This is a genomic window from Bacteroides sp. 224, assembly GCF_010500995.1.
Taxonomy (GTDB): domain Bacteria; phylum Bacteroidota; class Bacteroidia; order Bacteroidales; family Bacteroidaceae; genus Bacteroides.
The window spans coordinates 199,659-220,170 of sequence record NZ_QVMK01000003.1 but is presented as its reverse complement, the minus strand read 5'-3'; the positions used below and the strand labels follow the sequence as shown (position 1 = coordinate 220,170).

The window sequence follows — 20,512 nt, the reverse complement described above, 5'->3', positions numbered from 1 at the left end:
AAGACTAAGGAAAGTGTGCTCAGACAGACCGTTAGCCTTGTGGGTGGAAACCCCACACAAGGCTAACGGAGACATTTATAGGAGAAACTTACATAAAAATTACGATTTATAATCAAGTCATGATAAGAATAATAATGAACACAGAGGCACAAAAAGTAATGTTATCGGCAGATAACCTTGAATATTCCTTTATAATCCTCATTCACTAATTCGCACCATCCTATTATGCATATCTTGAGTTGTTGCTTTTGCATGGCTATTCTTGCATAGCGTTCTAAGTCTTCCATATCACATTCTTTCCGGATGAAGAATGTATTTTCCCCCTGTATTTTATGGCGGATACATATTTCGCCCGATACTACATTAGGTAAGGTGTACACAAAAATAGCCGGTCCTGCACCTTGATCTCCGTCTTTATCAATCAGTATTTGATGTTTCAGGTCTGAATGTAACGAAGCACCGGAGTTTTCTAATATGATGCCTATTTCGGTAGGAGTGTATTCTTTATCCTTAAGTAGATAATGAGCAGCAATGTAACCAAGCTTACAAAGATCATCCATTTTGTAGAACTTCATATTGCTTTCGCCTGTTTGTTTGAATGCTTCGCGAATGAAAGCAGCAAAGCTTTGTTCTTTAGAAATAAAGAGAGTTTCTTCTTCTAAACGAATATGACTGTTTTGGATGAAAAGAGTAGGGGAAACAGTACATGCAAATTCCGTATCTATCAATGCAGTATTAACCATTTGGGGAGATGTAGTTAGAACTACTGCCGCATTACATCCTCCAAAGCCCGAAGCTGTTTTCACACAGGTATGTGCAACGCAGGACTGATGGACGGCTTGTACTTTGATAGACATGGGTACACCTAACTCCTTGAAACCAAGAGTTCCAAATAATATATTATCAGTTAGTTGATGGGCACAAATAATGCTTTCAATTACTCCGGCTGCTCCCAACGTGTGACCTAAATAAGATTTCAAACTATTAACAGGAATATCTTCTAAGCCTGCCAGATGAATGGCTTTCGATTCCATTTCGTCATTGTACACTGTGGCCGTACCATGTGTATTGGCAAAATCAATGTCGGAAGCTTCCATGCCTGCATCATTCATGGCCTGCCGGATAGCATAACATAGTCCGTCTCCTGTGCGGGAGGGACCCGATATATGATTGGCATCATTGCTGATACCTCCTCCTGCAAGTACCACTTTTCCCGGGGAGGGTTCTGTAGTCAGGAGAATGGTTCCGCATCCTTCTCCCAGGTTTAGTCCATCTCTTTCCGCGTCGAATGGTCGGCAGATTTGTTCGCTGACAGACTTAAAAGAGATAAATCCGCTGGTGATGAAGTGGGAGAGGGCATCTGCCCCGGTAACGATAACCTTTGCATACTGTCCGGCCTCTATCAACCTCTTTCCTACAATCAGGGCAGATACTCCCGATATGCAGGCGTTGGAAATGATTCGTATCCGGGTAGAAGAAACATGAAAGTATTCTGATACTCGCTGAGCCATCTTCCATAAGAATACCTCCTCCGAGAGATGGTCGGTATGCCGACTTAGTAATTCAATGTTTCCTTTGGTGGTGGAAAAGATAAGACAACAATCGGGTTGCGTTATATCAATGGATGATTGTGCCAATACATCCTGAATAGAAAGGATAAAGAGTTGTTCTATTCGTGTATAGTTTTCCAGTTTATACTGTTTCGCTTTTGCATCAAGCTTTTGAGAATCTATTAAGCCTGCCAGGATAGGAGTATCGGCTATCGTCTTATCCGTTTGCAGTAGGATGCCACTCTGATAATTACTGATGGCTTCCATGTTCTCTTGGGTGGTGAACCCTAAAGAACTGATGATATTATCGGCTGTGAGGTATACGTTTACTCGATTCCCCATTTCTTCTTCCATTCCAAATAAAACTCAGGGTTGCTTAATTCAAGTTCGTTTGTTTCGGCATTAACAAATACCTGTGTAGTGGTGCCTGTGGCGGCTACAGTTAAGTCGGATGCCCTATAAATGGTATACTCAAATAGTATTTTGGCAGCCGGGGTGTTGATGTAGCGGGTTTCGATAATGGCTTCTTCATCAAAACGAAGAGACTGTTTGAACTGGCAGGTCAGATCTACGATGGGGATTACATAACCTTGTGCAAGAACTCCCATATAGCTGATGTCATATTGTTTGCCAAAGGATACTCTGCCATCTTCGAAATACTTGATGTATTCTCCGTGCCATACTACTTGCATGGAATCCACTTCGCTAAAGCGTACATGAATATTGGTACGATTTACCAATGCGGCTATGTTTTCTTTCTTCTTTCTTTTCATTCTTTCTTTAAAAATATCTTCATCTTGCATTCGGCTACCAATGTCTCCCCGCTTTTTACCTTTGCGGCTATCAACGTGATATCGAAAAGCTCCTGCACTACTGTAATCTCGGTATAAAGTTTGCTACCAACCTCGGGCAAATGTTCTATCCGAAGTTTATCTACAGAGCCAATAAAGCCCAACGGAACCGGTTTGTTTTGTTGCAAATAGATATATCCGATGCGGGCAGCGGCCGATTGTGCTATGTGTTCGATAATTCCCGGTTCCTGAAGTCTGCCTGTCTGGCAAAACATATTGTCTTCCGTAACAGTCAATCCCGAATAGGATTGGTTTTCCTCTATTCCGAAGAATGCATCCACCATTACAATCGGTGGGCGCTGAGGTATTAGTTGATAGATTTCTTCTCCTTTGAATATTGCTTCTTTCATTGATATAGTAGTTAGAATACTTTTATCTTTTCACTCTTCACTTAATTTGCATACCATGATGCTATGTCCCAATCCCAATCCGTCATGAATCTTTTCAACGGTTAATCCTGCATTGTTTACGCAGCGTTCCATATCATCAGAGTGATACATCTTGCTGTTACCGTTGGCCATAACTGTGAAATAAATACTGATTTGTGTAAGGCAGTAAGCAGCCGTTTCAAACTTCTGGCGGTTCCAGAATGTCTCCATAATATATAAACGAGCCTCTTTATTCATAGATGCCGCTGCGCGGGTAAGGATGCTGGTAACTTCTTCTTCGGAGAAGCAATCCAAAAACTGACTCATCCAGATGGCATCGAATTCGGTAGGAAAGGGTACGGATTTATCCAATAAGTTGGCTCCGTGACCGTGGATTCTTTCAGCCCCTTCTTTACCGAGAGTTTGTTGCTTCATAAGTTCTAATTGTTGGGGAAGATCCATGATGGTGACTTCTACCTCTTTATTGTATGAAACACATTTCAGTGCCCATCTTCCTGTATTGCCTCCTACGTCCAATAAAGTGTGCGGGTGGTTGGCGAAGACTATATCTAATGCAGCATCAAATGAGCAGTCGGAATAGTAGTGGTCAAAACCAAACCAGCTTTTCTGTACCTGTTCGGGCAAGCTGGATAATCCTTCGTAAATGGTTGGCCACTCGCCGAATACTTTCAGCCCTTCGGGTTTTCCTTTAAGTAAGGCTCCTTCCAAATCAAATAATCCCAGGTAGTTAACATCGTGATTGAAGTCCATATTTACGCGGGCCATTTGGTCATTCAACAGGAACCAACCGGCTTTGGCAAGCAGGAAACGATCTTCCTGAATCAAAATAGTGCCAATGGTAAGAGAAGATTCGAGCAATACCTGTGCAGCATAGCGAGATAGTTGTGTCTTGTCTTCAATTTCCTTTTGGGTTAAACCCTCGCGATGATTGGCAAGCAGTTCGAAGATACCAAACTTAATCATCAATCGCGAAACTTGGAAGACCACAGGGCCAAAGGCTATCTCCTGTGCCAGACGTTGTGCTTCAAGGGCAGAAAGCTCTTTTGGCCTCTCCCCAACCCTCTCCAAAGGAGAGGGAGAAGGTTTTCTACGGTTATTGTTCTTTTTGATATTATTCATAGATCGTTATATTCTTATAATTGCGTTTAAAGATTTTCTCCGCATGGTATTTCTCCCTCTACTTTGGAGAGGGTCGGGGAGAGGCTGTCCCAGAACCGATAATAATTAAACCACTGTTCCGGGTATTGTTTCATAATCTTTTCTAATGTTGTCGTGTACTGTTCCAATAACATTTGTTCGGGCTTTTTATCTTTTGTCCTTTTTACTTCTTCTGCCACTATAAAGTGAAAGTGATAGGTACGCTTAGGCTCGCGCATGGCAAAGTAAAAAACTACAGGCACCTTCATTCGCGCAGCCAGTAAAAAAGGACCTGCAGGGAAATAAGCCTCTTTGCCCATAAAGGAACAGGATAATAACTTATCTGTGTTTACAAACCGATCTCCCTGAAAGCATACATACTCTTTTTGGGCAAGGGCTTCGGTTATTTTAAACACATGTGTCAGATCGTCCTCGTTGACGGGGATGAATTTGTAGTTCTTTTCTACTCCGTTCTTTTCCAGTATCTCTTTTATCTTCCGGTGTTCCGCATCATACATTACGATATTGATTTTCTTACCATAATCGTCGAAGAAAGGAGCACCAATTTCCCAGTTGCCTACATGAGCACCGATCATTACTACGCCTTTGTCTCCATTCAGTATGTCGAGGAATTCCTTATAATTGCCAAACTTAAATTGATACTTCTTGGTGAATCCATTGGATATAGCTACCTTGTCTATGAGTATCTGTCCCAGCCGATAATAGTTGCGAAACAGCAACCCAACACATCGAATCGGATTATACTTTAGTATGCGACGGCCATAAAACCATATACTTGCTGTGGCTTTCGGGGCAAAAGGAATGAAGTAAGGGACCACCAAACACAAGAAAGCGTAAGCTGCGGTTACTCCTGCATATCTGATCAGGTAAATAAAGAACAGATAGCCAAATGCTCCTCCACGGGTTTTGCCTTTCCACATATTAGTTGGGAGTTGAAAGTTGAGAGTTGAGAGTTGAGAGTTAAACCATGCGGCATCGTAACTCTCAACTCTTAACTCTCAACTCTCAACTACAAATTAATTCGCGAAGTGATTAATTTGTAAAAGTCTCCAAACGTTTTGATTCCTGCGAAATCCTGTCCGGTGACGTTAAATCCGAAATTCTTTTCTATAAGTACTACCATATCAACAAGGTCCAGACTGTCTAAGTCCAGTGTCTGCATCAGGTTTGCATCCGGTTGTATTAACTCAACATCTACCTCAAACTCTTCGGCAAGAGTAGTTCTTATTTTCTCAATGATTTCTTCTTTGCTCATTTTTACTATGTTCTTGAATGATTGATTTTTTGTGTTATTAATTCGCTTTAGTGATGATTAGTGTTGAATTGGTTCCTCCAAATCCGAATGAATTAGACAGGAAGGTATCAAATTCAATATCTACACGTTGTGTTGGAATATTCAGGCGGGATGAGGCTTCATCCGGTTCTTCAAAGTTCAGGTTGGGAGATATAAAGTTGTTGTTCATCATAAGCGTGGAATAAACGATTTCGGCTGCTCCCGCCATCCACATTTCATGTCCGGTTAACGATTTGGTGGAGGTAACATAAGGGTTGCAGCCCTCAAATACTTCTGCAATGGCTATGGCCTCATTCTGATCACCTACGGGGGTAGATGTGGCATGCGCATTGATGTACTTGATCTGTTCGGGTAGGATATTCGCATTCCGGATAGCAGCTTGAAGAGACTGTTTAGGTCCTGCCACATTAGGAACAGAGATGTGATCTCCATTCGAAGAGAAGCCATAACCAATAATCTCTGCTATGATAGGAGCACCTCTTTTGACGGCCGACTCGTAACTCTCTACCACTAAACTTGCAGCTCCTCCGCTTGGCACCAATCCGTCCCGATTCTTATCGAAGGGGCGTGAAGCCTTTTGTGGTTCATCCTCGCGAGTTGAGAAAGCACTTAACCCGTCGAAGCTTCCTACTGAGTAGGCATTCGTTTCCTGGGCACCTCCACAAAGAATGCAATCTTGCATACCTGCTTTGATAAGCGTGTAGGCCATGCCGAGCGCATGAGATCCGCTGGCGCAAGCACCTGCTACCGTGAAGTTAATCCCTCGTAGATTAAAGATGACCGAAAGGTTCATGGTGACAGTGGAAGTCAGCGATTGAAATACAGATCCCGACCCTACCAATACTGTTTTCTTTTTCTCGCGGATAATATCTATGGCTTCGATGATAGGTGCTGCACTGCTGTCGTTACCATACAAAATACCTACATCGTTTGTATCTAAGAAATGTTGATCTATTTGCGCGTTCTTAAATGCTTCCAGTGTTGCTATGTAGGCATATTCTCCTTGCTCGGCTAAGCAAAGACGGCTCCGGCGGTCGATAAGGCCTTTCAGGTTGGGGCGTTCCAATAAGCCTGTCAAAGCAGAAAAATAACCCAACTCTTTGCGTTCGGGAGCAAGCCCGATACCCGATGTTCCATTATAGAGAGAGTTCTTAACTTCCTCCAGATTCTTCCCAATGCACGAGTAGATTCCCATGCCTGTAATTACAACTCTACGCATTTCTTCAAATAGTTTATCATCTGCTCTACTTTGGGATATAATATGCTGTCTTCCTTAAATGCCGGGAAGAAAGCACGGATCTCTGCATATATTTTATGACTTTTGGGACTTAGCTTTTCTTGGATTTGCAGATAATCTACTGCCTGTACCAAGCCCATAAACTGGATAGCCAATACCTGATAAGCATTCTCAATCACCTTTTTCGCTATCAGAGCCGAGTTGGTACCCATGCTTACAATATCCTGATTATCGTTATTGTTGGGAATACTGTGTACATACATGGGGTTCGATAACATCTGGCACTCAGCCGTGGTAGAAGTAGCTGTAAATTGAGATGCCTGTAAACCATAGTTTAGTCCGAGTACTCCCAGGTTTACAAAAGGTGGCAATATTTCGTTGATCCGATCGTGAAACAGATAATTAGTCTGCCGTTCACTCAACATAGTCAGCTTAGTTATAGCTATTTTTAGTTTATCCATCTCGAAAGATATGTAGTCGCCATGAAAGTTCCCACCGTGGTATACGTTTTGGGTAATAGGGTCGATGATCGGATTATCGCAAGCGGAGTTTATCTCGTTAATAATCACCTTCTCCGTGTTTTGTATCTCATCGTAAATGGGTCCTAAAATTTGCGGTACGCAGCGAAGCGAATAGTAGGGCTGTACTTTGTGAGTAAAAATCTTCTCTTGGTTTTGTCCGTCGTATAATAGGATTTCTCTTTTGAGCACGCACTTGCTTCCTTCTATCTGTTCCCTCATCATGCGGGCGATCTCTGTTTGACCTTCATGTCTCTTACAATTGTTGAGAGGTTCGGCCATCAAGTCATCATAAGAGGCGGCAATTTCGTTCATCATTACAGATGCGGCAACCGACCACTTGAGCAATGATTGTGCATGAAAGAGATTCACCAACCCGATACCTGTCATAACCGATGTGCCGTTGGTGATAGAAAGCCCTTCACGAATATGCATAGAGAAAGGCTTCAAACCGTTTTCTTTCATTACCTCCGTTGTGGAGCGTCTTTCTCCTTTATAGAATACTTCCCCTTCTCCAATCAGGGTTAGGGCGATGTGTGCTAATTGAACTAAATCTCCGCTGGCACCTACACTGCCGTGTTCGGGGATAAACGGATAAATCTCGCGATTAATAAACTCTACCAGCAGATTTACAACTTCCGGATGTACCCCCGATCTGCATTGCAGGAAAGTATATACCCGTGCAATCATAGCTGCGCGAACATAAATTTCAGGGAGTGGTTCGCCTGCTCCGGTGGCATGGCTGCGAATGATGTTATATTGGAGTTCTGTCAACGATTGATCTTCGATTCGATATTGAGCCATCGGTCCGAATCCCGTGTTGATACCATAAATAATCTTGTCGCGAGAGAAAGTTTTCAGGAACTCATAGCACTGCGTAACGCCCTCCATACAAGCTTCGGACAGTATCAGCGGTTCTTTTTTGAACAAAATATGATGCAAAGAATCAATGTCGATAGTTTTCCCCAGTTTCATTTTAGATGGAAAGTTTTCTTTAATTAATTCGCAAAAATAATGTTTTTAAGTGATAAATGGGGTATTATAATGAGAATTAAGGTAACTAACCCGTTGGTGGGATTAATTTAGCAAACTAATAAGGTGCATGAATCCCCTAATTGCCTGTTAGGGCATACATCTCAATAGAAACTTATAATGAGTATCCTTTTAATCTTTCTTGGAGCACTTCTTTGTATCCCGTAGATATCGGAATAATTGCATCTCCCATATAAATACGGTTCCTTTCCACACTATCTATTTGTGAAAGAGCCACCACATACGAGTTATGTACGCGTACAAATTCCTTCTCCGGAAGTGCTTGTAATATATGCTTAAAAGATTGCAGCGTCATAATCTTCTTGTCGGTACAATGAATTTGAAGATAATCTTTCATCCCCTGTATATACAAGATGTCTTTTAGTACCACCTTTTCAATACGGTATTCCGTCTTTACGAAAATAAACCCGGGAGCAGATGGCTTTTGTTCCATCTGCCATTCATTATATACTTTTTCAACAGCTTTCAAAAAGCGGTCGAAGGGGAATGGTTTCAATAGATAGTCAGATACTTCGAGCTCATAACCTTTTAGCGCATACTCGGAATAAGCTGAGGTAATAATCACCTTCGGCTTTTGTTTCATCGCCTCAAGCAGTTGGATGCCCGATAAACTTTTCATGCGAATATCCAGGAAAATAAGATCTACAGAATGTTGTTTTAGAAAGCACAGGGCATCCAATGCACTATCAAAAGAAGACAGCAGGTTCAGGTAGCTGACCTGCATAATGAAGTCTTCAATCTTTTTAATAGCCAATGGCTCGTCTTCTATAACAATGCAGTTAATCTTCATCTGTATTTATTTTCAGGAATACTTTAAAGATGCCATTTTCTTGTGTAATATCCAATCGGTATTTTTTAGCATAAAGCAGGTTGAGGCGTTTACGAACAGTTTCCAAACCAATTCCATGTGTGGCATCTTTTTCTACCTTTCCGTTATCGAACTTGTTTTCACAAGTAAATTTAATGATTTTGCCGCTAAATACAAACTTTATGTGGATACCGTTTTCAATATTTGAATCTACAGAGTGCTTGAATGCATTCTCTATGAAAGGGATAAAAAGCATGGGAGCAACTTTCAGGGAGTCGGGTTGACCTTCTTTCTCGAATATAAGGAATCTCTCGTTTTTAAGTCGGAGCTTTTCTAAGGTTATATATTCTTCCATATATTCCAATTCTTGTTTCATCTCCACCTGTTCCGTTTCGCTATCATACAGCATATAACGCATAATATCCGAAAGTTTAATAAGCGATTGAGAGGCTTTGGTAGGATCTATCTTAATAAGAGAGTCAATATTATTCAGTGTATTGAAAAGGAAATGCGGATTTATCTGCATGCGTAGCATGGCAAGTGTGCTTTGCATGTTTTGCTTTTCCAGTTCCCGTATTTTGTTTTGCTTTTTAAACCAGTCGAAAAAGATACGGAATAAGGCACCAAGAGTAAACCATATAAATACCCCTTGCATTTGAGGACCGTATATATAGATTGTTCTTTGATAAAAAAAGAGAAGTGTATAGACACCGATGAAGAATAGAAAAGTGTAAATTGATAGCCTTTTATTTTTAAGCAGTGAAACAATGCTATAATAGCCAATAATAAATGATAATGGAGTAAAAACGAGTCTAAGTATATTGTAGAAACCAGCTAATGATGCATCTATAGTTTTAAAGTCTTCGGTAAAAGAAAGGTTTTGAAATAGTAGGAAGTGGGTGAAGGCTATAGTTATATATGCACCCCAGAATATAATTAACCCTTTTGTTACAACAGACGTTTTCATAACTTCTTCATTTTTAATGTTTCACCACAAAAGTCTGATATTATAATAAAAACGGCAAATACAATATATACTTTGCATGGATAAATCGGCAGATGATGGGCTATGATCTATCCTTACTGATTTACATTATCTATAAACCAACCTCGACAGCCCCTCTTCCCCAAACATCTCATTCGCTACCTCCAATAACATTTCCGCGGTAAGTCCCTCAATTCTGCGGAATACCGATTCTTGGGATTCGCACTTATTATAATGTAGAAATGTTTTTGCCATACCCAGCGCATTATTCTCATTATTGTCCGAAGCCACTCCTATCTGTCCAATCAGTTGTTTTTTGGCGGCGGAGAGTTGAGAGGAACTCATTTTTGTATCACAAAAGCGCTTTAGTTCTTTGTAGGTTAGTCTCAGACAATAATCCACATCGTCGGGGTCTGTTCCAAAATAGATACAGAAAGCTCCTGTATCTGTATACGAAGTTAAATTTGATTCTACATTATATACTAATCCTCGCCTTTCGCGCAATGCAAGGTTGAGGCGGCTGTTCATACCCGGACCTCCAAGCATGTTGTTGAGTAGATATAAAGCCGTTCGTTTATCATCATACGCATTATAGCCCCGACTACCAATCATAACATGCGCCTGATGAGTATCTTTAGGAATAATCAAAGTTTCGGGTACATACAATGGGGGAGGAGTACGACGATTTTGCACTTCTACACAAGGAATATCCGATACATGCTTTTCTACCTGTTTAATGACTTTCTTAAAATTGAAATTGCCTAATACAAAGAAAACCATATTGGAAGGTTGATAATAACGGGAAGTGAAAGAAAGTACATCTTCCGTATTGAAGCTTCTTAACAACTCCGGATTTCCTAATATGTTTCTGCCTAAGGGGTGTCCTCGAAAGATCATATCTTCGAAATCATCAAAGATCAGTTCGGAAGGATTGTCTTCGTAAGAGCGGATTTCGTCAATGATAACTTCCACTTCCTTCTGAATTTCGTGAGGAGGATAAACGGAATGAAATACAATATCGGATAATAACTCTACCGCACGAACAAAATGTTCGGTTAAGAAAGCGGCATAAACCACAGTTTCCTCTTTATTGGTATAAGCATTCAGGTCGCCCCCTACATTTTCCATTCGATTAAGAATATGCCAGGCTTTGCGCTTTTGAGTACCCTTAAAAATAAGATGCTCTACGAAATGAGCCATTCCCTGCTCATTCTCAAGCTCATCGCGGGTACCCGCATCAATGGCGAAGCCACAGTAAGCAACTTTGGAAGCAACCGGGCAATGAATGATTCGTAGTCCGTTGGGTAGTGTATGTTGATTGTAAATCATCAGGTTACGTATTGTAGATGTTATTGACCTGCAAAAATACAATAAAAGTCATTGCTGTTTATCGGAAAATGCAGATATTTGCACGTTAAATCAAAGACTCTATTCTCCATACTAACTTAGTTCTATAATATAAAGAATGATTGAATCAATTCAAAATCTCCTGAAACAGGAGGCACAAGCAGTATTAAACATACCTGTAACAGATGCTTACGAGAAAGCAGTAAACCTCATAGTAGAACAGGTACATCAAAAAGGTGGTAAACTGGTAACTTCCGGCATGGGAAAAGCAGGCCAGATAGCCATGAATATAGCTACCACATTTTGCTCAACCGGTATACCTGCTGTATTTCTGCATCCAAGTGAAGCACAACATGGCGACTTGGGTATCCTACAAAAGAATGACGTACTGTTGATTATTTCCAACTCCGGCAAAACCCGCGAGATTGTTGAATTAACTCAACTGGCACATAATCTGGACTCTGATCTCCCTTTTATTGTAATTACAAGCAATCCTGACAGTCCATTGGCCAAAGAGTCGGATGTATGCCTTTGTACAGGTCGCCCGGATGAAGTTTGCCTGATTGGTATGACTCCCACCACCTCTACAACAGTGATGACTGTGATAGGAGACATCTTGGTAGTGCAAACCATGAAGCGTACCGGTTTTACAATTGCCGAGTATTCAAAACGTCATCATGGCGGATATCTGGGAGAAAAATCAAGGAGCTTATGCGGAGAGTAATCGCTATTGGAGAAACCATTCTGGATATAATCTTTCAAAATGATCAGCCTACGGTAGCTGTACCGGGAGGCTCGGTCTTTAATGGCATTATATCTTTGGGACGCATGGGGGTTGATGTAACCTTCATTAGCGAAACCGGAAATGATAGGGTAGGGAACTCCATCCTGCAATTTATGCGCGATAACAATGTTTCCACCGATTATATGAATGTATTCCCTGATGGGAAGTCGCCCGTTTCTCTGGCCTTTTTAGATGAGAAGAGCAATGCCGACTATCTTTTTTATAAGGAATATCCCAAACAAAGACTGGATGTGATTTTCCCTAAAATCAAGGAGGATGATATTGTAATCTTCGGTTCCTATTATGCGGTTAATCCTGTATTGCGCGATAAGATGCTTGAATTGCTGACCTTGGCACAAGAAGCAAAGGCAATCATTTATTACGATCCGAATTTCCGCAGTACCCATAAAGATGAGGCTATGAAGTTGGCACCAACCATTATCGAGAACTTAGAGTTTGCCAACATCGTGCGAGGATCGAAAGACGATTTCCTGAATCTTTATAAGATGGAAGGCGCAGATAAAGTGTACAAGGATAAAATTAAATTCTATTGTCCCAACTTTCTGTATACTTCGGGGTCAGAGGAAATTTCATTGCGTACCAAAAGCATAACCAAAGAATATCCGGTGGAGCCTATCGAAACTGTAAGCACCATTGGTTCGGGAGATAATTTTAACGCAGGACTTATTTACGGCCTACTGAAATACGATGTTCGTTACAGAGATCTTGATGCGCTGAATGAAGCTGCCTGGGATAAGATAGTGCAGTGTGGTAAAGACTTTTCGGCCGAGGTTTGCCGGAGTTTTAATAATTCCATATCTGTGGACTTTGCCAAGCAATATTCATTGTCTTAAAAAGTTTATACTTTCGCTAATTATAGCAAAGTTTTATTGGCGTGTACAGGGATTTTCTATCTTTGTGTTAGATGTTCAGAAAGGAAATGTATGTATAAATATCTTCTAGGTTGGTTTGCCGTTGCTTTTTTCTCTTATTCTTGCTCCGATGAATCACCAGATATTTCGGTAGTTTGTGAAGAAAATAGCGTGGGAAACTGCATTGTGAAGTGGGAGACTACACCTGCCATAGAAGGTAAGGTGAAGATTTATGTGTCTACAAACCCCGATCATATATGCGAAAATGACCCTGTGGCTACTGCCGATATCTCCGATCAGCGGATTATTGTTGTTACTTCGGACCCTACACAACGATATTACTATAAAATGGTTTTTAACAACCGCTACCGAGTAACTACAGCCAGCAGAAACACAAATATTCCGGGTATTCAGAACTTCCGTGATATAGGTGGATATGCAGCCGCCAAAGGTAAGCAAGTGCGTTGGGGTAAACTGTACCGTTCGGCAGAGTTTGGCCATCTGCCTTGTTCTTCTTATAAGGAGTTAAAGAATATTGGAATCAAAACAATAGTTGACTTACGCAATCCTTCGGAAGTTGTAAATGATATATCCGGCGAGTTGGAAAATGAAGGCTTTCGTGTAGTTCGTATTCCTATTAATATTCTAAATACAAAAGAACTTATCGGAGAGTTACGTAAGGGCCGTGTTCGAAATGATAGCATTAACCGATTGGTGATGCGTTTAAATCGTGATTTGGTAACCTATTACCGGGCAGAGTATAAAGAAATGTTCGATGTTCTTTTGGAGAAGAAAAATTATCCGGTACTCATTCATTGTACTTCCGGTAAAGGAAGAACAGCGATTGCTTCTGCTTTAATTCTGGCTGCCCTGGGGGTGAATAATGATCAGGTATTGCAAGACTATCGTTCGAGCAATGACTATTTCGATATTCCTAAGTTTTCCAATTTTGCTTATGGACTTCCAAGTTATTCTCAGGAAGCAATTACTACCTTGTTCTCCGCTCGCGAAGGTTTTCTCAATGCAGCAAAGTATCAGATCGAAAAGAGTTATGGAGATATGCCTACTTTTCTGAAAAGAGGTTTAGGGCTCACCTCCGATGATATTGATGATTTGAAAGGGATTTTGTTGAGATAGAAGTTGAGAAAGGCGATAATAGCGACTCTTTGAACCAGAAGATTAAGATATGATTTCTATTCAGATCGATTTTTCCGATCAAAAAGTGTCACAAGTGTCACACGTCGTTCTAACGAATTGATTTACAGCATTAAATACCCTGTGATACTTTTCCGAAAAGCATCACAGAAGTGTCACAAGTGTCACACTCTGACTCGTCCTGATTGACTTTCCCGGATTTTGACTGGCGATTTCAAACGTCTTCCTCCACCCGGGTGTAGATAACTTCTCCATCCGGGTGGAGGTGGTTTCCCCATCCGGGTGTAGATTCCTTCTCCATCCGGGTGTGGAAAAATATTTTAAATCAGCAATGACTTAATTCTTAATTAATATCACTACCTTTGCGCCGAATTTACTGATACACAATCCATTTAATGAAGAATTTTGAAGAGCTTGGTGTTTCTCCGGAGATACTTAAAGCAATTGAAGAAATGGGATACGTTGCTCCCATGCCTGTACAAGAAGAAGTGATTCCGTATTTATTAGGCGAAAATAACGATGTGGTAGCCCTGGCGCAAACCGGGACAGGTAAGACGGCAGCTTTCGGCTTACCTATTATACAAAAGATAGACGTTGCGAAACGTGTTCCCCAATCATTAGTGCTATGTCCTACTCGTGAGCTCTGTTTGCAAATAGCAGGAGATTTAAATGATTATTCTAAATACATAGACGGTTTGAAAGTGCTTCCCGTTTACGGGGGATCTTCTATTGATAGCCAGATACGAAGCTTAAAGAAAGGGGTACATATTATTGTGGCTACTCCCGGACGTTTGCTCGACTTAATGCAACGGAAAACCGTTTCTCTCTCCACCATCAGTAATGTGATTATGGATGAGGCCGATGAAATGCTGAATATGGGTTTTACCGAAAGCATCAATGCCATCTTGGCCGATGTGCCGGAAGAGCGTAATACACTCCTTTTCTCCGCTACCATGAGTCCGGAGATTGCCCGTATTGCCAAGAAATACCTGCGCAATGCGAAAGAAATCACCATTGGCCGTAAGAACGAAGGAAATAATAATGTAAAGCATGTGGCTTACGTGGTACATGCCAAAGACAAATATGCAGCACTTAAACGTGTGGTAGACTACTACCCGCAGATATACGGTATTATTTTCTGTCGCACCCGTAAAGAAACACAGGAAATTGCAGATAAGTTGATGCAGGAAGGTTACAATGCCGACTCTTTGCATGGCGAATTATCGCAAGTACAGCGTGATGCCGTTATGCAGAAGTTCCGTATTCGCAACCTGCAAATACTTGTTGCTACCGATGTGGCTGCCCGTGGATTGGATGTGGATGATCTTACTCATGTAATTAATTACGGTCTTCCCGATGATACTGAAAGCTACACACACCGTAGCGGTCGTACCGGTCGTGCCGGAAAAACAGGAACCTCCATCGCCATCATCAATCTGCGCGAAAAAGGAAAGATGCGCGAGATAGAACGCATCATCAGCAAGAAATTCGAGGCAGGCGAAATGCCTACCAACAAGCAGATCTGCGAAAAACAATTGCTGAAAGTAATTGATGATGTAGAAAAGGTAAAAGTAAACGAAGAAGAGATATCCGAATATATGCCTTCTATTTATCGCAAGCTCGAATGGCTGGATAAAGAAGATATTATTAAACGTATGGTTTCGTTGGAGTTCAACCGCTTCCTTGAGTATTATCGCAATCGGGAAGAGATTGAAATGCCAACCGAAGGCCGTGGTGGCGAACGCAACAGCGCCGGTTATGAACGTCGCGATCGTGGATCGTCGAGCGATAAAATGGGGCGAAAAGCCGAACCGGGTTATACACGTATCTTTATTAGCTTGGGAAAAGCCGATAATTTCTTCCCGGCACAGCTTATCGACTTGGTAAACAAGAACCTGCAACATCGCGTACGTCTCGGACGGATAGACCTGATGCGTAGTTTCTCTTTCTTCGAAGTAGAAGAAAAACAAACACAATCGGTACTAAAAGGATTGAATAACGCCGTTTTCAACGGTAGAAAGATAACCGTAGAGCTGGCTGGCGAAGATACTCCTGCCAGTGGACGCAGTGATAGAAAGAAATACGACTCTTCCAGATCTTCGTCGGGCAGAGGCACTAAAGATTCATCGCGCAAAAAGGATAAACCAAGCCGCGAAGAAAGAGGATATAACAATTCCAGAGGCCCAAAGAAACAGGACGACTGGAAGCAACTCTTCAAAGGCAATGAGCCGGACTTTAGCGAAGATGGCTGGGCAAGGCGGAAGCCAAAGAATAAAAAATAGAGAATGGAGGGGGCTTTGCTCCCTCTCTTTTTTTTGAAATACTTTCTTGCTTATTTTACACAAAACTCCCCTTTTCACCGAACCATCCTTGGTTTATTTCCTCTTTTTTGTTTGTTAGTTAACATGTTTGCATTATAGTTAAGATAGTATTCTTTGCATTTGCTCTCATTTAAGATTGGTGCACTGGTCACATCGCTGCCTTTAGCCGTGCTTTTCGGGAATGCGAAAAAAAGTCGTTCCGTGAATGGCGAAGGCAAATGTAAAATGTGACGCAGATGTGACGCTGATTATTACCGAAATCTGCAGAATTTTGTTATGGGGCATAGGTACCCCCACGTTTTATGCCTGCAAAATGGGTTTGTGTAGATTGCAAGCTGTAATAGGCAGGCGTACATAAAGCTGTAAAAAATGGTAAAAGGTGCTGTGTACGTACACATTTTGTTTGTCGAGATGCTTTGGCTTCTAATTTATTGACTATATTTGTCGCAAAGTAACTTAATAACTAATCGAATTAATATCATGACTAATTTATTTTGTATTAAAGACAAAGTAATCCTTATTACCGGAGGTGCCGGTATTTTAGGAAGAACTATTGCCGAGTATTTGGCAGAACAAGGTGGTAAACTTGTTATCCTCGATAGAGACGAGAATGCAGGTACAACACTGGTGAATGATATCAAAGCCAAAGGCGGAGAAGCTTCTTTCTTTATTACCGATGTATTGAACCAAGAAGTTTTAGAGAAAAACAGAGAAGACATTCTGGCTAAATACGGTCGTATAGACGTATTGCTGAATGCCGCCGGTGGAAATATGCCGGGAGCTACTATTGGCCCTGACCAAACTATATTCGATTTGCAGATTGATGCTTTCAAGAAAGTACTCGACCTGAACCTTGCAGGAACCGTATTGCCTTCTCAGATATTCCTTAAACCAATGGTTGAGCAGAAAGAAGGTTGCATTGTAAACTTCTCATCTATGGCTGCTTTCCGTCCGTTGACTCGTGTAGCCGGATATGCTGCTGCCAAAGCAGGTATCTCTAACTTTACCAAATACATGGCTACCGAAGTAGCAACCAAATTTGGCGAAGGAATTCGTGTAAACGCTATTGCTCCGGGGTTCTTCCTTACTCAACAAAACAAAGCCCTTTTGACGAATCCCGATGGAACCTATACTTCTCGCGGACAGGATGTAATACGCCAAACTCCTTTCGGACGTATGGGGCGCCCCGAAGAACTTTGTGGTACCATCCACTACCTGATAAGTAATGCTTCTGCTTTCGTAACAGGAACAGTTGCCATTGTCGACGGTGGATTCGAGTGTTTTGCAATGTAGTATTAATCAGTTGAGAGTTGAAAGTTGAGAGTTGAGAGTTACCATGCGGTACTTTCTGTTTTTAACTCTCAACTCTCAACTCTCCACTCTCAATTCAATTAGAAATGTATTTATGCGAACAAACATGGCGGTGGTACGGTCCTAACGACCCTGTCAGCTTATGGGATATCAAACAAGCCGGTGCTACCGGAGTAGTAACAGCCCTGCACCATATACCTAATGGTGAAGTGTGGACTGTAGAAGAGATTATGAAACGTAGGGAAGAACTCGAAGCTGTAGGCCTTCGTTGGTCGGTAGTGGAAAGTGTTCCTGTACACGAGCATATTAAAACTCAAACAGGAGATTTCCGGAAGTATATTGATAACTACAAACAAAGCTTGCGTAATTTAGGCAAATGCGGCGTTAACATTGTTACCTATAACTTTATGCCTGTACTCGATTGGACACGTACTGATTTGGCTTATGAGTTGCCCGACGGTTCTCGTGCCCTTCGTTTTGAAAGAGCTGCTTTTGTGGCTTTCGATTTATTCCTTTTAAAGCGTCCGGGTGCTGAAGCTGCCTATTCTGATGCCGAGAAAGCGAAAGCAAAAGCCCGTTTCGATCAGATGACGGAAGCAGATAAGCAATTACTTATCCGCAATATGATAGCCGGTTTGCCCGGTTCTGAGGAAAGCTTCACATTGGAGCAATTCCAAAGAGAATTAGATCGTTACAAAGATGTGGATGCTGAAAAGCTTCGTGCTAATCTTATCTATTTCTTAAAAGAAATCGCTCCTGTAGCCGATGAAGCTGGCGTAATGTTGGTGATTCACCCTGATGATCCTCCCTATTCAATCCTGGGATTACCTCGTATCATGAGTTCTGCCGAAGACTTCCAAAAACTGATTGATGCCGTTCCAAACGTATCTAATGGTCTTTGTTTGTGTACCGGTTCTTTGGGCGTTACTTCTTCCAACGACTTGGAAGGAATGATGAAACGCTTTGGCGACAGAGTGAACTTCGTTCATTTCCGTAGTACCCAACGTGATGAAGAAGGCAACTTCTATGAAGCCAACCATTTGGAAGGAGATGTAGACATGTATCATGTAATGAAATCTTTCCTGGAGCTGCAACAACGCAGAAAGGTATCTATCCCAATGCGTCCGGATCATGGCCATCAGATGATTGATGATTTGAAGAAGAAAACAAATCCGGGTTATTCTTGTATCGGTCGCCTACGTGGATTGGCGGAGTTAAGAGGACTTGAAATGGGGATTGCTAAGTCGATGGAATCGTAGATTTCTGAATAAAGTCTGAATATTATTATAGAAGAAGGGGAGATGTGGAAGGTGATTCCGAATCTCCTCTTCTTGGTTTATGGCCTCTTAACTCTTGCCTTTCTGCAAAATAATGCATAGCTTTGTCGCAAATATTTAGACATTCAGATTAAAAATATAAATGACTACATTGCTATATTATATATACTATACGCTTTGGTTTCTGGTTTCGCTTTTACCTTTCTGGCTACTCTATCGGTTGTCTGATTTAACTTATTATTTGCTTTATTATCTGGTGCGATACAGAAGAAAGACTGTGAGGAAGAACCTTGTGGAGTCTTTTCCGGAGAAAACAATAGGCGAGATAATCAAAATAGAAAAGAAGTTCTATTCTTTCTTCTGCGATTATGTGTTCGAAACACTAAAGCTGCTTTCCATAAGCCCCAATCACCTGCGCAAAAGAATGCAATTTGAGGGGATTGATGAAATTAATGAGATGTTTAAGCAAGGAAAGCCATGTGGTGCTTACCTGGGGCATTATTGTAACTGGGAATGGATTTCTTCACTGCCGCTTCATACAAGTAAAGATGGGATATGCGGACAAATATACCATAAACTTAGCAATAAAGTATCCGATCGGTTATTCCTGAAACTACGCGGACGAATGGGAGCCGTAAGTATACCCATGAAAGAAACGTTGCGTAAAATCCTAACGATTCGGGCAAGCGGAAAGCCGTATATCATTGGTTTTATTTCAGATCAATCGCCCAAAGCTCAGAATATTCATCACTGGACTCCATTCTTGAATCATAGCACTCCGGTGCTGACTGGTACAGAACGTATTATGAAACAAGTGGGTATGGTAGCTTTTTATGCAGAAGTCAGCCGGGTGAAGCGTGGTTACTACATCTGTAAATTTCAGAAACTGGTTGATAATCCGAAAGAATATCCGGATTATGAAATTACAGATATGTATATGAAACGTTTGGAACAATCTATTCTGAAAGCTCCTCAATATTGGCTTTGGACACACAAACGATGGAAATGGACCCCCGAAAGATTCCATTCCATGTACGAGCAGGGAGAAGATGGTAGAATAAGACCTAAGAAACAAGAAAGCTAACAATAATATGGAAATAGCAATCATAGTAGCTGCTGCCGAGAATAATGTAATCGGCAAAGACAATAAAATGCTTTGGAAGCTGTCTGCCGACATGAGATTCTTTAAAGAAAAGACTACTGGTAATGCGATTGTTATGGGTAGAAAAACCTTTGAGTCGTTGGGTCGTCCGTTGCCTTCGCGGTTGAATATTGTCATTACCCGCGATTCTTCGTTTGCAGCCGAGGGGTGCGAAGTAGTTAATAGCATCGAACAAGCCCTTTTAGTTGCCAACCGGGCAGGAAAAGAAAAAGCATTTATTATTGGTGGCGGTGAGATATATAAACAATGCTGGCATCGGGCAGATGTTCTGTATCTAACCAGGGTACACACCAAGATTGAAGGAGATACAGTAATTCCTTCGGCTAATGATGAATATTGGGAGGAAAGAGAATGCTCTTTCCATAAAGCCGATGAAAAGAACGAATATGATTATTCCTTCATGAAATACATTAAAAAAACAGACTAATGTGTATCTTTGC

Annotated in this window: 19 protein-coding genes; 8 read left to right on the top strand and 11 right to left on the bottom strand. The window is 41.4% G+C overall.

Annotation, left to right across the window (positions count from 1 at the left end; genetic code table 11):
- Nucleotides 1-161: 161 nt before the first annotated feature.
- The 11 genes from D0T60_RS03520 to D0T60_RS03470 all read right to left on the bottom strand — a co-directional run bounded on the left by D0T60_RS03520 (nucleotide 162) and on the right by D0T60_RS03470 (nucleotide 11,172).
- Nucleotides 162-1,892: a beta-ketoacyl synthase N-terminal-like domain-containing protein gene (locus D0T60_RS03520; RefSeq protein ID WP_163216774.1), complete on the bottom strand. Its 1,731-nt coding sequence runs from the start codon at nucleotides 1,890-1,892 to the stop codon at nucleotides 162-164.
- A complete protein-coding gene (locus tag D0T60_RS03515) occupies nucleotides 1,877-2,323 on the bottom strand; it encodes a thioesterase family protein (RefSeq protein WP_163216766.1) in 447 nt (148 codons plus the stop codon). The genes D0T60_RS03520 and D0T60_RS03515 overlap by 16 nt, the downstream gene beginning before the upstream one ends.
- A complete protein-coding gene (locus tag D0T60_RS03510) occupies nucleotides 2,320-2,751 on the bottom strand; it encodes a hydroxymyristoyl-ACP dehydratase (protein WP_163216765.1) in 432 nt (143 codons plus the stop codon). The genes D0T60_RS03515 and D0T60_RS03510 overlap by 4 nt, the downstream gene beginning before the upstream one ends.
- 30 nt (nucleotides 2,752-2,781) lie before the next feature.
- Nucleotides 2,782-3,909 carry a methyltransferase gene (locus D0T60_RS03505; RefSeq protein WP_163216764.1) on the bottom strand — a complete coding sequence of 376 codons (1,128 nt, stop codon included), beginning with the start codon at nucleotides 3,907-3,909 and terminating at the stop codon, nucleotides 2,782-2,784.
- A gap of 26 nt (nucleotides 3,910-3,935) precedes the next feature.
- Nucleotides 3,936-4,868: an acyltransferase gene (locus D0T60_RS03500; protein ID WP_163216763.1), complete on the bottom strand. Its 933-nt coding sequence runs from the start codon at nucleotides 4,866-4,868 to the stop codon at nucleotides 3,936-3,938.
- Nucleotides 4,869-4,957: 89 nt separating this feature from the next.
- Nucleotides 4,958-5,203, bottom strand: a complete 246-nt coding sequence (locus tag D0T60_RS03495) for an acyl carrier protein (RefSeq protein ID WP_163216762.1) — start codon at nucleotides 5,201-5,203, stop codon at nucleotides 4,958-4,960.
- A 37-nt stretch (nucleotides 5,204-5,240) separates the two neighbouring features.
- A complete protein-coding gene (locus D0T60_RS03490) occupies nucleotides 5,241-6,461 on the bottom strand; it encodes a beta-ketoacyl synthase (protein WP_163216761.1) in 1,221 nt (406 codons plus the stop codon).
- The gene (gene hutH / locus D0T60_RS03485) at nucleotides 6,446-7,972 is read right to left on the bottom strand and encodes a histidine ammonia-lyase (RefSeq protein ID WP_163216760.1); all 1,527 of its coding nucleotides are present in this window, start codon (nucleotides 7,970-7,972) and stop codon (nucleotides 6,446-6,448) included. The genes D0T60_RS03490 and hutH overlap by 16 nt, the downstream gene beginning before the upstream one ends.
- A gap of 172 nt (nucleotides 7,973-8,144) precedes the next feature.
- Entirely contained in the window at nucleotides 8,145-8,840 is a 696-nt protein-coding gene (locus D0T60_RS03480; RefSeq protein WP_163216759.1) for a LytTR family DNA-binding domain-containing protein, read from the bottom strand.
- Nucleotides 8,830-9,825 (bottom strand): sensor histidine kinase, encoded by a 996-nt coding sequence (locus D0T60_RS03475; protein WP_163216758.1) that lies wholly within the window; start codon nucleotides 9,823-9,825, stop codon nucleotides 8,830-8,832. Before D0T60_RS03475 ends, D0T60_RS03480 begins: the two co-directional genes overlap by 11 nt.
- 126 nt (nucleotides 9,826-9,951) lie before the next feature.
- Entirely contained in the window at nucleotides 9,952-11,172 is a 1,221-nt protein-coding gene (locus D0T60_RS03470) for a pitrilysin family protein (RefSeq protein WP_163216757.1), read from the bottom strand.
- Between the two features lie 136 nt (nucleotides 11,173-11,308).
- On the opposite strand from D0T60_RS03470, the gene D0T60_RS03465 reads away from it, so the two are divergent.
- The 8 genes from D0T60_RS03465 (at nucleotide 11,309) to D0T60_RS03430 (ending at nucleotide 20,499) form a co-directional block, all read left to right on the top strand.
- Nucleotides 11,309-11,914, top strand: coding sequence for an SIS domain-containing protein (locus tag D0T60_RS03465; RefSeq protein ID WP_163216756.1), 606 nt, complete (start codon nucleotides 11,309-11,311; stop codon nucleotides 11,912-11,914).
- Entirely contained in the window at nucleotides 11,902-12,828 is a 927-nt protein-coding gene (locus tag D0T60_RS03460) for a carbohydrate kinase (RefSeq protein ID WP_163216755.1), read from the top strand. The genes D0T60_RS03465 and D0T60_RS03460 overlap by 13 nt, the downstream gene beginning before the upstream one ends.
- A gap of 90 nt (nucleotides 12,829-12,918) precedes the next feature.
- Entirely contained in the window at nucleotides 12,919-13,983 is a 1,065-nt protein-coding gene (locus D0T60_RS03455; protein ID WP_163216754.1) for a tyrosine-protein phosphatase, read from the top strand.
- A 413-nt stretch (nucleotides 13,984-14,396) separates the two neighbouring features.
- A complete protein-coding gene (locus D0T60_RS03450) occupies nucleotides 14,397-16,283 on the top strand; it encodes a DEAD/DEAH box helicase (RefSeq protein ID WP_163216753.1) in 1,887 nt (628 codons plus the stop codon).
- A 519-nt stretch (nucleotides 16,284-16,802) separates the two neighbouring features.
- The gene (locus D0T60_RS03445; protein WP_163216752.1) at nucleotides 16,803-17,615 is read left to right on the top strand and encodes an SDR family oxidoreductase; all 813 of its coding nucleotides are present in this window, start codon (nucleotides 16,803-16,805) and stop codon (nucleotides 17,613-17,615) included.
- Nucleotides 17,616-17,719: 104 nt separating this feature from the next.
- Nucleotides 17,720-18,892: a mannonate dehydratase gene (uxuA, locus tag D0T60_RS03440; protein ID WP_163216751.1), complete on the top strand. Its 1,173-nt coding sequence runs from the start codon at nucleotides 17,720-17,722 to the stop codon at nucleotides 18,890-18,892.
- Between the two features lie 160 nt (nucleotides 18,893-19,052).
- Nucleotides 19,053-19,994 (top strand): lysophospholipid acyltransferase family protein, encoded by a 942-nt coding sequence (locus D0T60_RS03435; protein WP_163216750.1) that lies wholly within the window; start codon nucleotides 19,053-19,055, stop codon nucleotides 19,992-19,994.
- A gap of 7 nt (nucleotides 19,995-20,001) precedes the next feature.
- The gene (locus tag D0T60_RS03430; RefSeq protein ID WP_163216749.1) at nucleotides 20,002-20,499 is read left to right on the top strand and encodes a dihydrofolate reductase; all 498 of its coding nucleotides are present in this window, start codon (nucleotides 20,002-20,004) and stop codon (nucleotides 20,497-20,499) included.
- Nucleotides 20,500-20,512 lie beyond the last annotated feature (13 nt).

Coding starts and splice junctions, on each gene's coding strand:
- D0T60_RS03520 (WP_163216774.1), bottom strand. CDS start 1,892: ATGGGGAATCGAGTAAACGTATACCTCACAGCCGATAATATCATCAGT.
- D0T60_RS03515 (WP_163216766.1), bottom strand. CDS start 2,323: ATGAAAAGAAAGAAGAAAGAAAACATAGCCGCATTGGTAAATCGTACC.
- D0T60_RS03510 (WP_163216765.1), bottom strand. CDS start 2,751: ATGAAAGAAGCAATATTCAAAGGAGAAGAAATCTATCAACTAATACCT.
- D0T60_RS03505 (WP_163216764.1), bottom strand. CDS start 3,909: ATGAATAATATCAAAAAGAACAATAACCGTAGAAAACCTTCTCCCTCT.
- D0T60_RS03500 (WP_163216763.1), bottom strand. CDS start 4,868: ATGTGGAAAGGCAAAACCCGTGGAGGAGCATTTGGCTATCTGTTCTTT.
- D0T60_RS03495 (WP_163216762.1), bottom strand. CDS start 5,203: ATGAGCAAAGAAGAAATCATTGAGAAAATAAGAACTACTCTTGCCGAA.
- D0T60_RS03490 (WP_163216761.1), bottom strand. CDS start 6,461: ATGCGTAGAGTTGTAATTACAGGCATGGGAATCTACTCGTGCATTGGG.
- hutH (WP_163216760.1), bottom strand. CDS start 7,972: ATGAAACTGGGGAAAACTATCGACATTGATTCTTTGCATCATATTTTG.
- D0T60_RS03480 (WP_163216759.1), bottom strand. CDS start 8,840: ATGAAGATTAACTGCATTGTTATAGAAGACGAGCCATTGGCTATTAAA.
- D0T60_RS03475 (WP_163216758.1), bottom strand. CDS start 9,825: ATGAAAACGTCTGTTGTAACAAAAGGGTTAATTATATTCTGGGGTGCA.
- D0T60_RS03470 (WP_163216757.1), bottom strand. CDS start 11,172: ATGATTTACAATCAACATACACTACCCAACGGACTACGAATCATTCAT.
- D0T60_RS03465 (WP_163216756.1), top strand. CDS start 11,309: ATGATTGAATCAATTCAAAATCTCCTGAAACAGGAGGCACAAGCAGTA.
- D0T60_RS03460 (WP_163216755.1), top strand. CDS start 11,902: ATGCGGAGAGTAATCGCTATTGGAGAAACCATTCTGGATATAATCTTT.
- D0T60_RS03455 (WP_163216754.1), top strand. CDS start 12,919: ATGTATAAATATCTTCTAGGTTGGTTTGCCGTTGCTTTTTTCTCTTAT.
- D0T60_RS03450 (WP_163216753.1), top strand. CDS start 14,397: ATGAAGAATTTTGAAGAGCTTGGTGTTTCTCCGGAGATACTTAAAGCA.
- D0T60_RS03445 (WP_163216752.1), top strand. CDS start 16,803: ATGACTAATTTATTTTGTATTAAAGACAAAGTAATCCTTATTACCGGA.
- uxuA (WP_163216751.1), top strand. CDS start 17,720: ATGTATTTATGCGAACAAACATGGCGGTGGTACGGTCCTAACGACCCT.
- D0T60_RS03435 (WP_163216750.1), top strand. CDS start 19,053: ATGACTACATTGCTATATTATATATACTATACGCTTTGGTTTCTGGTT.
- D0T60_RS03430 (WP_163216749.1), top strand. CDS start 20,002: ATGGAAATAGCAATCATAGTAGCTGCTGCCGAGAATAATGTAATCGGC.